Source organism: Microcystis wesenbergii NRERC-220 (assembly GCF_032027425.1).
Taxonomy (GTDB): Bacteria; Cyanobacteriota; Cyanobacteriia; order Cyanobacteriales; family Microcystaceae; genus Microcystis; species Microcystis wesenbergii_A.
In genome coordinates this window covers 2,057,974-2,073,925 of record NZ_JAVSJA010000001.1, presented here as the reverse complement: position 1 = coordinate 2,073,925, position 15,952 = coordinate 2,057,974, and the positions used below count along the sequence as shown (strand labels likewise).

Sequence of the window (15,952 nt, the reverse complement as noted above, 5' to 3'; positions counted from 1 at the left end):
TTTGAACTAACAATGAGTTTATGTCTTAATCCCGATTGTTTATATAACAATGATCCTACAGATAAATTCTGTCAAAAATGTCGCTTTCAATTATTACTAAAAGATCGTTATCGTGCTATAAAATTAATTGGACAAGGGGGTTTCGGTAAAACTTTTCAAGCAATTGATGAGGATAAACCTTCTAAACCTTATTGTGTGATTAAACAATTTTTTCCTAGCGCTCAAGATAGTAACGCCCTCAAGAAAGCTGCGGAATTATTTAAAGAAGAAGCGATTAGTTTAGATAATCTCGGTCAACACCCACAAATTCCCTCCCTCTATGCCTATTTTACCAGCAATGATGGGCGACAATATCTTGTTCAAGAATATATTGAGGGACAAAATCTAGAACAAGAATTACAAAGCGAGGGAGTTTTCAATGAGGAAAAGATTAAACATCTTTTATTAGAAATTTTGCCAATTCTTGATTTTATCCATGCTAAAAGAGTCATTCATCGGGATATTAAACCAGCTAATATAATTAGGAGACGCAGCGATAATAAAATAATTTTAGTTGATTTCGGTGCCTCTAAATTTATGACCATTGCTAATCTTTCCCTGACAGGAACAGTGATCGGTTCGGCGGGATATATCGCCCCAGAACAAGGCAATGGTAAAGCGATTAATAGCAGTGATTTATATAGTTTGGGAGTCACTTGTATCTATTTATTAACGGGAATATCTCCCTTTGAATTATTCGATGTGAGTGAACATGAATGGGTATGGAGACAGCACCTGATTAATAATCCTGTTAGTGTTGGATTAGGCGAAATTTTAGATAAATTAATTGAATTTGCCACCAAAAAACGTTATCAATCAGCTGGGGAAGTCCTGCAAGAGTTAGCAGTAAAATTAGCCGTCGTGATTCCGCCAAAACCCCGATCACAGAATACAATTCAAGAAACGGTTTTGCCAGTTTTTCCAGCCGCCACCAGGGAGGAAATTAACCTCAAAAGTGCCAAGGCAATTGATTACACTAACCTACGGTATTTATTGGCGCAAGAAAAATGGCAAGAGGCAGATCAAGAAACAGCTAATCTATTTTTAAAAGTTGCCGATCGAACTAAAGAAAAATATCTTAAGATAGAAGATATAGATAACTTTCCCTGTGAAGATTTAGCCACTATCAATCAACTCTGGTTACAATATAGTCAGGGAAAATTCGGTATATCTGTTCAGAAAAGAATCTATGAAAGTTTAGGAGGAAGCGGCAATTATGATCAACAAAAATGGAACGATTTTGGATCAAAAGTCGGTTGGCGAGTTAATAACAAGTGGTTATACTACGATCAAATTACTTTCTCTCTCAAAGCACCCTCCGGACATCTCCCCACCCTTGTCTGGGGTGTGGGTGGTGGCATAATTCTTTTTTCTCGTCTGGAAGCCTGTGCCGTGGACAGAGTGTCTAGCAAAGGATAAATTAGCTTAAAAACTTTTCTGGAGAATTAAACAATTTCTCCCTTCGCCAGTGCGGATATATTGTAAAGTATCAGTAAAAGAACGCATGAAAAGTAATCCTCGATCGCTTTCCATTTCCAAAGGTGCGAGGGGATGTTGTTGTAGAGAATCAAGTTTGGCTTGCAGATCAAAAGGTTGACCGTGATCCCATATTTTTATTTCTAGAGAATGGGACGAAAAAGTTAATTCTAGATCGATCGCTGTGGTCGGTGGTAAATGTTGGTGAGCGTAACGGACAGTATTAGTAAATCCTTCTGCTAAAGCCACCTTACACTGCCAAAGCACCGAGTCGGGTAGAAAAGAACGGCCGTGGGATTCAAACCATTGTAGGACTGGGATTAAAGCTGCCAATTCCGTCCGGACTTGTAGATGGAAATGGAGGGGGGAAGAAGGGGAATTTAAGACTTCAGAAGGCACCACTGTTTTTTTGAAAGAGAATCAAAATTGTTTTAAAAATCAGTTGTAGATCGTAGCCTAAGCTCCAATTTTCTTGATAGCGCAAATCTAGTTGAATTACCTCTTCAAAATTACGCACCCGAGAGCGACCATTCACCTGCCATTCTCCCGTCATACCGGGTTTTACATCTAAACGTTGCCATTGGGGAACATCGTAGCGTTCCACCTCATCGGGTGTGGGGGGACGAGTGCCAACAAGACTCATTTCACCGGTGATCACATTCCAAAACTGGGGCAATTCGTCTAAACTGGTACGACGTAAAAATTTTCCTACCCGGGTAATCCGGGGATCATTTTTATTCTTAAAAAAAGCTCCCTGCGCTTGATTGGGGATTTTATCCTTGAGTGCTTCTGCATCCACACACATGGAACGAAACTTGAGAATTTTAAATTGCTTTCCCAACCAACCGCAGCGGGTTTGACTAAAAAAAATTGGACCTGGACTGTCTAACTTAATAGCGATAGCAATGGGGACAAAAATAAACCCCGTGATTAATAAACCCACGATCCCACCAACAATGTCAAGACAGCGCTTTAACCAACTGCGAATCGAGGGATGGGTTTCGGGTAGATCGTTTTCAGTGGCAGTAAAGCCGTTTTCTTGGGGTGCTAGGGGGGGGGTTTGGAAAGTGAATAATTGATCTAGTCCCGTAATCGATAAAACCCCCATCACTGGGGGATGGACGTTAGCCAGCACTAACTCGATATTTTCTGCCCTGGCCGCTTTGAGATTATGGACTAAAGCACCCACACCACTACTATCCATAAATTGAGTGGCATTCAGATCAAGAATGACTTTTTCGGGAGTGGGTGTTTGGGCGATGAGATGGTGAAAGAGATCTTTGAACTGTACTGCTTCCAAGACAGTCAAGCGATCGGGCATCCGCAAAACGGGATACTCCATCGGAATGATCAGAAAACGTGTTTCAGGGAGTTGGGAAGTCATCGACACAAAGAGGTGGTTTGATAGATGAACAAGGCCTGATGACCTACCTAATGTTTACTACACTTTTCCCCAAATACCAATGGGTAATGTCAGAGATTGCCTGTGATTATCGGCTAACGAATCTCACCTAGGGGCGGACGGCCTTGGGTTTGGGCTTTCGCTTTGGCCGCACTCTTTCTCAGGGCATCTAAACGGGTCTCATAACGCTTACGCAGACGACGGTTGGGTGTTTGTTCGATTAGGGTTTTAAAGGCACTGCCTAGGCTCTTGTAGGCGTTGGGGAGAGAATAACCGAAACGGGTGGCGATGGCGATCGCTTTTTCATCGGCTTCGATCGCTTCTTTGAGAATTTTATCGCCATTATTTTTGCGCCAGAGACGATAACCGGAAATCCCACATAATCCCATAGCCAAAAGCAATAATAACCCGTCCTGTACCCATAATTCCCCCACTGCGCCACCTAAGCCAATAGCGAGGGCGGCCATTTCCCAGCCTTCCCGGGGAATACTATCATTTTGAATCCTGGCCACTTCATGCCAAAAGAGCAAATTACGCTGATCGATGGCTAAATTTTCCCATTTTGCTAAATCTATCTGAATTTCTACCTCATCTCTGCCAATTTCTTCACAACGGATCAGGGGGGGATTAATCTCTGTGGAACCTTCTACCGTTACCCAACTTTGTAATTCTGGGGGTAGTAGGGTTTTTAGGCGCCGAAGTTCGCTCATTTCGGCTCGTGCAGAGGAGGCCGCATAAGATGTCATAGATTTTTTACCTATTCTCTACCAATGACGATGAATTCTATTTTCGATCATAGCGGTCTTTTTTGTGATCTTGGCAGCTTTTGGCAGTAGGAAGCATTTTCAGTGATCAGTAATCAGTCATCAGTGAGGGAAGTGGGAAGTGGGAAGTGGGGAGTGGGGAAGTGGGGGAGATGGGGAGAAACAATCCATAACTGGGTTTTTAAAGTTCGATTGGGAGTCAATCATACTAAGTAGGTGGGTGTTAAAAATTGTCAGATACCCCCCTTAATAAGCTATCCATTAGTCACATCTTTCTTAACATAAAATTTGACAAAAAGAGAAAAGTGTGCAAGATGGCTCAAGGGAGTTCTATGGGGGACTAATTTGATGAGATAGTTTCCAAGTCTGGCTGATATCATGTAACCTTCGCAGTCCCAACCAAATAGTTTTAACACCAGGTTCACCGTTGACCCTGAGAGAAGCCGAAGGGTCACCTTTTCTACCTAAAAACCCCCCAAGAGAAGCAATCATTCTGACCGCTTCCCTAAAGGAGGGCGGCTTTTCAGGTGGCGGACCCTTTTTATGAATAGTGGCACACAAAGATTGCCATTCATGTTCTTCCAAAAAACTTTCACAACTCTCCTCTCCGTGTAAGCGTGCTTGATAGGTTAACCAAAGTAATCTCCAAGCTACAATCGAATAGGTAGCTAAGGCCATCTTAATTCTCCGACCCGTTTCTAATTGCAGTTTTTCTAGTCCACAACCACTTTTTAAAACAAAATGATAGCGTTCTATCAACCAGCGATAACTATACCAGCGCACGCAGGTTATCGCCGATTCAAAGCTACTAATGTTCAGGCTAGTTAAGAGGAGCCAACTGATAGGATTAACTCCAGGATGAGGATTTTCTTCTTCAGCTAAAATTACCTGTAATTTGACCGGTTGACGAGGGTTCGCTTTCGAGTGATGCTTAGGTACTTGTATTTCAAAACTGGCCAATCTAACTGTTAGTTTAGCTAGTCTAGCCTCGTGATTAGGATTGCGTTTTACTTGCACATCTAGGCTACCACAGGCTTTTATTTCTCTGATGGATTGATGTAAATATTTAGTCTCTGGATGCCCTGAGCTTTGCTTATCTTCGAGATAGTTAACTTTTCGTTTATGAGTTCCTCGGATTAATAAATGAGAGTTAGGACTTCTTGATTGGGCAAATAAATCAAATATGTCTGCCTCACAATCTCCGATTGTTACTACTTGAATTTCTTCGGGTATTTGTTGTTGTGTTTCTGATAAGGAATCTAACCATCTTTGACTTTCTTTTTCTTGGGTTTCTCTTTTTTTGCGTTGCTTGGCAATCCCTAAATTCTTTTCTTCTCTTGCCCAGACATATTGATTAATCAGTCCTAAAGGTATTCCTTGCGGTGACACTCCTAATGTGGTATGAACTTTGAGACCAAAGGATTTTTTATAATCTAGATAACCCATTCCTTTTTTGGCTTTTTGTGTCGTAAAGTCTAAACTTGTTGTGTCTTGAACTGCCAAAACTATTGGATGTTCTTTGATTCTTTCTACTGTACTTTTGGCTTGGGCGGCAATTAGATCTGAGGGGTGAAAATAGGGGGAATTCCAAAAGTCGTAGGTGGCACTCGCTGCGGCTAGATTTCCCGAAGCTTGTGGCACACTTGTACTAGGTTGACTGGCCAAATTTTCCACGATACTGATTAACCTTTTCTTTCTTCTGGTGTCTCCTAGGTCTGCATACTGTAGTTCTTGGGCTGCCCATTTCTCCATTTTTTTGCTCACCTCCACCTTAATTCCTTCTTTCAAAACTATACCTATCAATCGTTTCCCCTTTTTTTAAGTTTCTTCTCTTTTTGTTAAGAAAGATCCGACTAATGGATAGCTTAAAAAGGGTGGCTTTGCTCCTCCTTGATAAGGGTGGCTTTGATCCCCCCAACCCCGGCTGCCGCAAATACGGCGGTGAGAATGTCAGGTCTTACCCCACTCGATTAAAGCGCTAGTCAATCCTTCTAGGGTATATTCTCGCGCCTCGATATCAACACGACCAAATAACTCTTGACAGGTTTTTGAAGTTTGCGGACCGATAGAAGCCAGACAAACTTTTTCTAATAGGGAATTAACCGATAATTCTGCCGTTTCTTGCAGCAATAACCGATAAAAATTCTGGACGGTTTTGGAACTAGCAAAGGTGACTATATCGACTTTCCCCTCTCGAAACGCTTCCCAGATGCCACTATCCATGCGTGCCGGACATCCGGAATAATATGCGGCCACTTCCGTCACCTGACCAGCTTTGGCCGTTAACTCCTTAACTAATATCTCTCTGCCTCCCGTTTCCACGCGAGGAAAGAGGAATTTTTGCCCCTTAATCGGGTCGGGAAACTCGTTTACCAAAGCATCAGCGACAAAATCCCCCGGGATAAAATCCGCTTTTAATCCCCGTGAGTGCAAAACTTGGCTGGTTTTTTTGCCCACCACGGCGATTTTTACGGTCGCTAAAGCCCTAGCATCTTTTCCCCAAAATGTCAAGCGATCGAAGAAAAAATTAACAGCATTGGCAGAAGTTAAAATCAGCCAATCAAACTCTTTTAACTGAGCGATGGCATCGTCTAAACCTTGCCAACGGTCGGGGGGACGAATCTCTAAAGCGGGCATTTCTAGGACTTCTGCGCCTTGATTTTGCAAAATTTCGCTAAATTGACTCGTTTGCTCGGCGGCACGGGTAATAACAATAGTTTTACCGCCTAGGGGTAGGGGAGAAGACATAATCGCCAGATCCACAACTTGACCAATGACCATAATAGAGGGTGAGAGGGACACCCCGGCGGTTTGAGCGAGAATATTTTCTAAAGTGCCGCGCCAAATTTGTTGATCCTTGCGTCCGGCCTGGCGGATAATAGCGATCGAGTCGTCAATATTCCGCCCATTTTGGCATAATTTCTCGATAATTTGCCCTAAGGACTGACCGGCCATCAATAGCACAAGTGTATCAATTTTAGCTAAAGCTGACCAATCGAGAGACTCGGGATCGTGAGCGCTCAAGACCGCAAAACAGCGACTAATATCCTTTTCGGTCAGGGGAATTCCGGCCAACAAAGGAGCGGCTAAAGCGGAGGAAATACCGGTTATCAGTTCAAAATCACAGCCAGCCTGCTTTAAGGCTAACATTTCAGGATATACTCGCCCAAAAACACCCGGATCACCACTTTTGAGCCGAATAACTCGTTTTCCCTCTTGACAATAATTAACCAGTATCCGATTAATCTGATTCTGCTCGGCCCCGGGTTGTCCCCCCCGTTTGCCTACATCGACTAAAACACAGGTTTTCGGCACTAGGGAGAAGATTTGACTATCCACTAGGGCATCATACAGCAAAACCTCGGCCGTGGCTAAAATTGCTCGCGCTTGCAGGGTGAGAAAACTGCTCTGACCGATTCCCGCACCGAGAAGATAAACTTTACCCCGGGGATGGACGACTGCTGACATAATCGCAAATTTGGGTTTAATCTTTAATCTAGCACTGGAGAAGATACAAATTACTAACGCAACAAGGGCAGCAGTAAAGTGACGAAATAATATACTAGGGGAGCGGTGAACACATAACTATCAGTGCGATCGAGTATACCACCGTGACCGGGGATTAACTGCCCGGAATCCTTGACCCCAGCATCGCGTTTCATCATCGATTCCGTCAAATCGCCCAATAAACTGACAATACCAATTAATAAGCCCAAAATTAGGCCCGTCAGCTGCCAATAGGGCCAATCTAAATACCAAGCACCCAAATCGGCCACCGCTATACTGCCTAAAATGCCAAAAAAGGAACCTTCCACGGTTTTTTTGGGACTAATCAGCGATAAACTGGTTTTCCCTAACCATTTTCCCATGATATAAGCTCCGATATCGGCGGCCCAAATGCAACCGAAAGCTAGAAAAGTCACCGTCAAAGCGGCCGGGAATAATTTCGGTTCCATCCACGATTCTGGCCAATATCCCATCAGGGGTAAGTTACTGGCAATAGCCACAGGATTACTTTCAGGAGAAAAACCGACCCGTAAACGAATCCAATAACTAGGTAAGTAACCACCATAAAACAGACCGAGAATTGAGGTGGAAATGTCGGCAATTGTCGCCATTTTGGGCTGAAAGAGCAGATAAAAACAAATTAATGCCCCAGCGAGGGGAAACATGGCATCGGTGAGGGGGGCCGCCATAGTTGCCGTCAGCAGTAATAATTGTGAAACGACAAGAGTGGTTTTAGCGGCCGGTTCAATGCCTTTAGCGCGAACTAAGCGAAAATACTCTAATTGTCCCAAAAAGACGATAACACCGATGCCGAGGGTGAAATACCAACCCCCAACGATAATAATTCCCAGTGCGAAGGCAATAGCAAAAATAGCGCTGACAATGCGTGGCCAAGGCATGGTTAATCCAGAGAAATTAGGCGGCATTGTCATAATTATATAGATTAAGAAAACTTTATGGAAGGTTATCCCCAATTAAAGTTTATCGCCACTCAGGATAAACATGGGATCAACGGCGGCAAAAACTTGGTGAATACCCCTAGTTTCTAGGCGATTTACTGCCGCTTGGACAATCTCGATATTACGCGCCTGTAAATTAGAAAAGCCTTCGGAAAATTGATAGAGGGTTTCTAAATTATTGGCCGTAGCCACGATGCGGCCGTTGGGTTTCAGGTATTGCCACACTTCTTGCAGGACTGATTTAATCGGTTTGCCGCCCTCGATACAGACGCGATCGGGTGCGAGGGATATATTGGGCAGACAATCCGGGGCGCTGCCTTCAAAAACCGTAACATTTTTAACCCCAAAGCGATCGCAATTACGGCGGATTAAACTGGCCACTTCTTCATCTCTTTCAATGGCAATAATCGGACTATTGGGACATAATAAGCCAATTTCAACGGGAATAGTGCCGGTTCCTGCGCCGATATCCCAGAAAACCCCCCCATCTCCTAACCTCAAAGCGGAAATCATCAATAATCTCACCTCGCGTTTACTCAAGGGAATCCCGGGCAAACGTTCAAACAGTTCATCGGGAATACCGGGGGTTTTATATAACCAAGTCATGGGGGATCAATTATTGAGAAGCTTCACTACCAAGCATTATTATATAAGTTTGTCAAGTTTTCTTTATCAAGTAAACAGGGACTTTTCTCGGTATAAAACCCTGATAATAGCTCTAAAAAGCTATTATTTGTCATTACAGCTTTTTTCCTGTCAAAGGAGTAGATACCGAGAGGTGGGAGGGGACTTGATGGAACCTAGCATAATTACACGATCTTGTCAAGGATTTTTGGTTAGGAAAAAAGTAACTTTTTCTGAGCCAATGTCACAGATATTGTTAGCATCGGTAGCTAAACTGTTCTACCGCAAAAAACCGTGTTAGATTGACTTCGATCGATTTTAAATTGAGTTCGGTTAGGCAATTTGTTAAGTCTCTCATCTTTCCGGGGATGAGGGACTTTCTTAGGGGCAATCCACAGCAAAAACAGCCCCTAAAACTGATTATTGACCCGGACTCGGTGCTTCTATCGGGGACTCTGGGGAAAGGGGAGTCGATTCAACTATTGGCGGTGGGGCCGGAGGTTGGAGAATATTGCGCCAGCCTTGCATTTGGGAGCGAGCCGAACTGTAAGCGGTACTTTCTGGGGATACGGATTCAGCAAGGCGAATAGCTTCCAGATAACGGCCATTATTAGCTTGGGCCGTGGCTAAAGACAAAAGCTGATAACTCCAACGTTCCAGCAATTCACTCCGTTGCACACCCGCATCGGTTTTAGTGGAAATATTGGTAACTAAAGCAATCGCCCGGGTTAAACCTTCTGCGGTTCCCGTCGCCGCTAATTGATTAGCCTGTTGGAGATTTTGACTGGCCCGCAATTCTCGGCGCCAACGACGGATATTTTGGGATGCTTCCCCGGAAAGAGCGCGACCGGGGGGAATTTGATTGGCAGTTTCGATCGCCGTGCTATAGTCTTTGAGATTGGCCAAAGCTTGAGCCTGATCTAAAATGGGTTGATCCTCCATGCGTTCAATCCGCGCTTGCCAGTCGCGAATTTCCCGTTGAGCATCTCTGTATAGGACCCGATTGTTAGCGATGGCTCGCGCCTGAATAATAGCGTTACTGAGGGAGTTAATATCGCCAGGGAGAGCTATTTCCCGCGCGCGTTCTAAAATCGGTCGGTCTTCAATGACTTGTATTTGACGATTCCAAGAGCCAATTTCCTGCTGTGCTTGCGACCAGAGGGGGTTATTCCGGGGAACCTCGCCCGCTTTCGCGATCGCGGCGCTATACTGCTCGATCGTCCCTGCTTGTGCTAAATCTCTAGCCTCAGACAGTATTCTTAGATCCTGTACCTGTAACTGCCAGCGTTCCCTCATGCCTAGGGCCGTTTGATGGAGGGGTCGAGAAGGGTCGATTTGTTCTAGTCCCAGTATGCCAGCTTCCAATCCCTCCACCGTGCCGGCTTCCGCATCCAAGGCCGCTGTGGACAAGAGAGACCAATCGGTGACATCTTCTTTAATTTTGAGGTCTTTGGGGGTTTGGTTAGCCAAATCCCGAAGAGCTTGCCATTGCTTCCGCTCAATTAATCTTTCGGCATATTCTTGCAGTTTATCTTCGGTTTTCCCGATTAATTTTTCTGCCTCCTGATAGGCATAACTGCTGGCTTGAATTTTTCTAGCTTCTTCGATGACTTTGAACCAATTGTCGAGACCGCCCCGGGCAAAGAGATTAAAGGCATTATCTAATTTACTACTATCTTCCCGGGCGACGGTAATTTTAGCGATCGCTTCATTATATTTAACCGTTGCCCAATATTCGTTATTTAAGTTCAATAAATCCACCGCTAGACGGAAAGATTGATTCCAGTTGGAAGCGCGGAGATTTTCCTCTAGTTTGCTTAATATCTCGTTGCCTTCCGTCCAGGTTCCTTGCCACTTAGCGATTCTTTCTTCAATAATTGCCGCTACTGCCATATTATCGGGGATTTGACGGGCTTTAGCGATCGCTTGCCTTAAATTTCCCGCTTGATAGTCTTTTTCAGCCAAATTCAGGATATCTCGCGCCCATTCTTCCACCTGTTGATTAACTTGCGATCGCAGGGGATGGTCATCGGGTAAAGCTTCCACTAGGGCAATTGCCTCGAGTAAACCTGCCACGGTGCGACTATCGGCGGAAAGTTGAGCGCAGTAGAGACGCAGGGACGCAGAAGCGATGGGCCAGAAGATTTTTGGGCAATTGGGCGACTTCTGCATATTTAATAACTGCCAAGTGGCGAGAAAGCCAACACTGCCAAAGACCACGACAAATAAAGCCGCCCAAACTTTCCAAGTGAAACGATGCTGGTATCGGTACCAAAAGAGAAAAAGAAAAGACTTAGTTTTCTCAGGCCAACGAGTCAGGGAGTCAATCGATTCTCGTTTGACTAGATTTTCGGTTAATTCTTTTCCTTTAGACATTCACAACTCCCCGGCAGATATTTTAGATAGATTTTACCCTAATGGCGCTCATTGCCCAACTTCTCAGCAAGATTCAGCCTGTAGAGACTCGACTAATTCGATTAATTGTGTCTCGTTGGCATTATACACTTCCCGACAAAACTCACAGACGGCTTCCGCTTGTTTATCTTTTTCGATGATGTCTTTTAATTCATCGACCCCGAGGAATTTTAAAGCTCCTAAGACCCGTTCAAAAGAGCAGCTACAATCAAAACGCAGCATCTGCACAGCAGGAAAAATTTCTAGACCCATATCTCCGAGAAGTTCCTGAAAAATATCTTCTAGTCCTTTTCCTGCGCGTAAAAGGGGCGTAAATCCCGTTAATTTTCGCAATCTCGACTCTAAACGAGCCACTAAGACCTCATCCCGGGCGGCTTCTTTAGAGAGAACTTGTAATAAAATTCCCCCAGCAGCCGTCACTCCTGTGGTCGTACCGACAAAAACCCCCACTTGCAAAGCGGAGGGAATTTGTTCCGATTGGTCTAGATAGTAGGCGATATCTTCCCCCACTTCCCCAGAAACTATCTCGACGATGCTTTCTTGAAGTTCATTTCTCCCCTCGCCTTTTTCTTCGCGTAAGACTCGCACATAACCCTTGTTACCCACGGCGCGACCCACATCTAATTTACCCTTAGCATTGGGGAGTAATTCCACTTGGGGATAGTCCACATAACCCCGCACCGTGCCATCGAGTCCAGCATCAACCAAGACCCCACCCAGAGGACCGTCGCCTTTAATGCGAATATTGACCCTAGAACCGGGTTTTTTTAAACTGGAAGCCAAGAGTAAAGCCGATGCCATCGTGCGACCGAGCGCGGCGGTGGCTACGTTAGATAATTGATGTCTTTGGCGGGCTTCTTCGGTTAAACGAGTGGTAATCACTCCTACTACTCTAATTCCCCCATCGGCGGCCGTGGCGCGGATTAATTTATCTGCCATACTACTTACTGTTATCCTTGGAAAACGCTGTCCCGATTTTTAGTTATTCTTTAACTAACTTAACAAAAATTATCAGATAATAATATGTTCGGCAATTTTCAACAAAGTCAGCTGCGTATCGAAATCTCGGCCAGTGAACAGGCTATCCGGGATAGTTTGCTCAAAACTGCTCATCTCCGTCAATGGCTGTGGCCGCAAATGCTCTCGCCTAATCTACCCGATAAATTAGAGGAAGGTTTGACTTTTACCTCTTGGTTAGGTTTAATTCCCGTACAACATCAGGTTTTATTGGCCAATGACCAGTGTTTACGCTTGCTTTTGAGTCAAGGCATCGATGGCTATCACGAATGGTATTGGGGTGATGGTTGGTTACAATCCCGTTTAGAAGGCATTTCCCTCCTTCCCCTCAATCTCGGTCAAACTCTCAGTTTATTGAAATTACGACTATTTCTGAGCAATCAAAAGTAATCAGTAATCAGTGAACAGTGAACAGTAAACAGTAATCAGTAAACAGTAAACAGTAAACTAAAAACTCACACCTGATAACTGATAAGCTGTTCGTAATTTAAATTGCTTGTTGAGACGAGGCAAGAGGCAAGAGTCAAAAGGCAACACCCCCCCAACCCCCCCGACATCGGGGGGGAGAGGTTCGGCTAATCTAAGAATAAGGGTTTTAAATGCGTCTTAGCTTAACTGATAACTCACACCTGATAACTCACATCTGGTAACTGATAACTGATAACTCACACCTGATAAGTACCTAAGCAAAATTAATTACACATTTCGATAAAGCTTTTGCCTTTTGCCTTTTGCCTCTTGCCTATCTTCACTAGGAAATTTATTTTGCACGACTACTTAACTGATAACTGATTAGGGTTGAGTTCCATCGAGACTGATTTCACATTTACTGGCATCGAGGTTAGTTAGAGAAGTTCCAGTATAAGTACCTTGTTTAATTATTCCTAACAGAGAAGCGATAACTAGACATTTTTTTTCTTGGTTGGGATAGGGATCGGCGGAGGCATCGGCGGCGGGATATAATACGATTATCGCTTGGTTTTGCGGCGGCTCAAAGGTTAACCCCGGCACATGACCCCGAAAGGAAAACTGTACCCCCAGACTGCTGCTAGTAGTGGGAACATTCGTAAAATTATTCACCACCATAAATATTTCCTGCGGCAGACTTAAGGAGCCCGCGTTAGTATTAGTCGCCACTAAACAACCTGCTTCACTGGCGGTTATTTGCCGGTAAACCGTGGGATTATTGCCAGTCCCGTTGGTAAAATTAATCGTGCAAATTCTCCCCAGACGGATAGCTTGTCCTTGGGCATCCTCTAGGGCTGATTGTATAGAATCGGTGGCTTCTTGGACTTTATTGCTATTTAACCAAGCTAATAAATTAGGCAGGGTTAAGGCGGCAAGAACTCCCGTAATTGCCAAAGCTACCAAAATTTCTAACAGGGTAAAACCCTGATTTTTATGGACATTCAAACGACGCATCGGGAATCACCTCAACAGAACTTTTAGCAAGAAATTTTCCTTCTTGTTCGCTTCTTTCGTCTCTTTCTTGAGTTTGATAGTCATTAGCGATTTCATCATCAGCTAACTTCACCTTATACTCTATACGGAGAAGATGGGGATTATCCGATTGGTTATCAATATTAAAAGTCCGATAGAGAGAATAGTTTTTACCGACAATTGTTCTGGTCGCTACTAATTGGGGGTCCGTCGGTATAGGGGTGGGGAGTTTAATATCCGTTAGTTGTCTTCTTAAAGCTGTGGCATAACCCTGATTGATATTTGTACATACATCTGGACTGACATAATTGGGACTGGAAGTCACATTTAAAGTCGAAGCTATATATTTGGTATCCTCGAAGTCTTCTTGAATCCAAAAGTTAGCTTGAGCTTGTCTTTCTGACCGAACTTTATATAAGGCATCCACTGCCATTAACTGTAGGGTTCCCGTTAAGAAAGCGGTAATAGTCAAAATGGCAATGATTACTTCTAACAGGGAGAAACCTGACTCAGACGATGACAGTTTTAGCGGTATCCTCTTTCCTTTTGATTTCACTTCCTAATCCTCCCAAGTTTTTCCTCAAAACTACTGGCTTTTTTAGCCCTCAACTACAGAGTACCCAGATGATGGGATATTTCTAACTCTAGCCAGGGAATTAATTCCCCGCAACCCCTATTGCTCCAGTGAGTCAGATTGTCTAAACTCTCATCCAGTTAGCATTGTACACTAATCTATTCTTTGTCTGTGATCACAATCGGCGATCGAGATCACACTTAACCAGTAATTTAGATACACTAACAGCTTATCCGCCCAAAATAGCAATGCCTACGCCGATTAATAGAATTAATCCGCCATAAATTACTTCTTGGGGGGGTATTTCACCAAAAATGAACACTCCTAACAGACTCGCGGCGATTGGCTCTAATAAAATTACCATGGTTACTATTGTCGGTGCTACCCATCGCAAAGCCCAGTTAAAGCTAGTATGACCGATTAATTGCGGAAAAATCGCCATCATTAACACATAAACATACACGGACAAAGGATAGCTTTCGTAACCTTGACCGAAGAAGAAAATATTGGGTAATAAAGCTAATCCTGCGGTAGTGTAGGCTACAGTTATATAATTCTTAATATTTAAGCCCTTTCTTTGTGCTTCCCGTCCGAGGAGAATATAACCACTAACGAGAATTGCCCCAATTAAAGCCAAGCTATTGCCCAATAAAGGGTTAGGATAAGAACTACTGACATCTCGATCGGCTAAAACAATCAATAATCCCCCCGTTAAAGCCACAAAAATGCCGATAAAAGTTAATTTTGTCGGTTTTTCTCGAAACCACCACCAACCCAACAGAGAAACCCAGAGGGGATTAGTGGTGACTAAAGTGGTAGAAGCGGCGATCGAGGTGTAGGATAGAGAAGTAATCCAAGTAGCAAAATGGAGAGCTAAACAAAATCCTGCCCCCACTGCGTAATAATAGGCTTGAATAGGGACTTTTTGGCGTGATAAGGTCAACCAGTTCGGAATTAGGACAACAGAAGCCAATATCAGACGGGAAGTCGCTAAAAATAAACTAAATGCGATCGTAGCATTACCTACCGCTTCGATCGCTAACCGGATAAAAATTGCCGATGCAGAAACCGACACCACACCGATAGTTAAAATAAAAATAATTTTGGCGTTGGAAGGAGGCAAAATAGGCTGCGCTCGCACGATGATCAATGATGTTATTTACCAGTTATTTTAGCCGTAGGCAGGAGTCAGGAGTCAGGAGTCAGTTATCAGTGATCAGTAATCAGTGATCACTGATCAGTTTTTTGCTCCCATCACCCCACACCCCACACCCCACACCCCACACCCCACACCCCACACCCCACACCCCACACCCCATCACCCCATCACCCCATCTGCTATTTACTTGATCTATGGAACTACCAGAATTAAATATAGAGACAATTTGGGCGATTATTAACGATGAAATTGACGACGAAACCGTTAATAAATTGGTCTGGCAAACTTTAGGTTATCGCTACGATGAAAGTCAAGGAAAATGGGATAATAGTCAAGTAGAGGAAGATTGGCGACGTGAATATCCTCAACCCCCAGATTTTATTGCCAATCGTCCCCCAACAGTAAAATTAACTCGATCGATCTTGCCAGAAAATAAACAATTATTAAAAGATAAATTGGGGTTTACCGGTTATAAAATTGGCGAATTCAATCCCCGCATGACTCGCCGTGCCACCGCCGCTAATTGGTTGTGCTTTTATGGGTTAAAATAGATGAGGAAAGTTATTTTATCAAGCT

General features: G+C 43.9%; 15 protein-coding genes. 3 read left to right on the top strand and 12 right to left on the bottom strand.

The features are described from left to right. Positions 1-12 precede the first annotated feature (12 nt). Positions 13-1,458, top strand: a complete 1,446-nt coding sequence (locus tag RAM70_RS10105; protein ID WP_312675882.1) for a GUN4 domain-containing protein — start codon at positions 13-15, stop codon at positions 1,456-1,458. 6 nt (positions 1,459-1,464) lie between these two features. Here the strand turns inward: RAM70_RS10105 and RAM70_RS10100 are convergent, their stop codons facing one another. The 9 genes from RAM70_RS10100 to hslO form a co-directional block, all read right to left on the bottom strand. Beyond that, positions 1,465-1,917, bottom strand: a complete 453-nt coding sequence (locus tag RAM70_RS10100) for an ATP-binding protein (RefSeq protein ID WP_288001663.1) — start codon at positions 1,915-1,917, stop codon at positions 1,465-1,467. Next, positions 1,904-2,899 (bottom strand): anti-sigma factor antagonist, encoded by a 996-nt coding sequence (locus RAM70_RS10095; RefSeq protein WP_045358521.1) that lies wholly within the window; start codon positions 2,897-2,899, stop codon positions 1,904-1,906. The genes RAM70_RS10100 and RAM70_RS10095 overlap by 14 nt, the downstream gene beginning before the upstream one ends. A 113-nt stretch (positions 2,900-3,012) precedes the next feature. Next, positions 3,013-3,663, bottom strand: coding sequence for a DUF3318 domain-containing protein (locus RAM70_RS10090; RefSeq protein ID WP_045358522.1), 651 nt, complete (start codon positions 3,661-3,663; stop codon positions 3,013-3,015). 348 nt (positions 3,664-4,011) lie between these two features. Further along, entirely contained in the window at positions 4,012-5,433 is a 1,422-nt protein-coding gene (locus tag RAM70_RS10085) for an IS4 family transposase (protein ID WP_312675880.1), read from the bottom strand. Between the two features lie 198 nt (positions 5,434-5,631). Beyond that, a complete protein-coding gene (gene cobA, locus RAM70_RS10080; protein WP_045358535.1) occupies positions 5,632-7,149 on the bottom strand; it encodes a uroporphyrinogen-III C-methyltransferase in 1,518 nt (505 codons plus the stop codon). 53 nt (positions 7,150-7,202) lie between these two features. After that, a complete protein-coding gene (locus tag RAM70_RS10075) occupies positions 7,203-8,120 on the bottom strand; it encodes a phosphatidate cytidylyltransferase (protein WP_045358523.1) in 918 nt (305 codons plus the stop codon). Positions 8,121-8,162: 42 nt separating this feature from the next. Beyond that, entirely contained in the window at positions 8,163-8,753 is a 591-nt protein-coding gene (gene cbiT / locus RAM70_RS10070; RefSeq protein ID WP_002732225.1) for a precorrin-6Y C5,15-methyltransferase subunit CbiT, read from the bottom strand. Positions 8,754-9,191: 438 nt separating this feature from the next. Continuing rightward, positions 9,192-11,147 carry a chromosome segregation ATPase gene (locus RAM70_RS10065; protein WP_045358524.1) on the bottom strand — a complete coding sequence of 652 codons (1,956 nt, stop codon included), beginning with the start codon at positions 11,145-11,147 and terminating at the stop codon, positions 9,192-9,194. Between the two features lie 63 nt (positions 11,148-11,210). Beyond that, on the bottom strand, positions 11,211-12,125 hold the full coding sequence (hslO, locus tag RAM70_RS10060; protein WP_045358525.1) for an Hsp33 family molecular chaperone HslO: 915 nt from the start codon (positions 12,123-12,125) through the stop codon (positions 11,211-11,213). Between the two features lie 84 nt (positions 12,126-12,209). Between hslO and RAM70_RS10055 the strand changes: the two genes are divergently transcribed. After that, positions 12,210-12,593, top strand: a complete 384-nt coding sequence (locus tag RAM70_RS10055) for a hypothetical protein (protein ID WP_002791292.1) — start codon at positions 12,210-12,212, stop codon at positions 12,591-12,593. A gap of 402 nt (positions 12,594-12,995) precedes the next feature. Here RAM70_RS10055 and RAM70_RS10050 read toward each other — a convergent pair whose 3' ends face one another. The 3 genes from RAM70_RS10050 to RAM70_RS10040 all read right to left on the bottom strand — a co-directional run bounded on the left by RAM70_RS10050 (position 12,996) and on the right by RAM70_RS10040 (position 15,340). Beyond that, positions 12,996-13,625 carry a pilus assembly FimT family protein gene (locus RAM70_RS10050; RefSeq protein ID WP_312673556.1) on the bottom strand — a complete coding sequence of 210 codons (630 nt, stop codon included), beginning with the start codon at positions 13,623-13,625 and terminating at the stop codon, positions 12,996-12,998. Beyond that, a complete protein-coding gene (locus tag RAM70_RS10045; protein ID WP_312675878.1) occupies positions 13,603-14,139 on the bottom strand; it encodes a type 4 pilin in 537 nt (178 codons plus the stop codon). The genes RAM70_RS10050 and RAM70_RS10045 overlap by 23 nt, the downstream gene beginning before the upstream one ends. 307 nt (positions 14,140-14,446) lie before the next feature. Beyond that, entirely contained in the window at positions 14,447-15,340 is an 894-nt protein-coding gene (locus tag RAM70_RS10040) for a DMT family transporter (RefSeq protein ID WP_045358537.1), read from the bottom strand. A gap of 230 nt (positions 15,341-15,570) precedes the next feature. Here RAM70_RS10040 and RAM70_RS10035 point away from each other — a divergent pair, with 230 nt between their 5' ends. Further along, a complete protein-coding gene (locus RAM70_RS10035) occupies positions 15,571-15,927 on the top strand; it encodes a DUF1823 family protein (RefSeq protein WP_045358538.1) in 357 nt (118 codons plus the stop codon). The last annotated feature ends 25 nt before the right edge of the window (positions 15,928-15,952 follow it).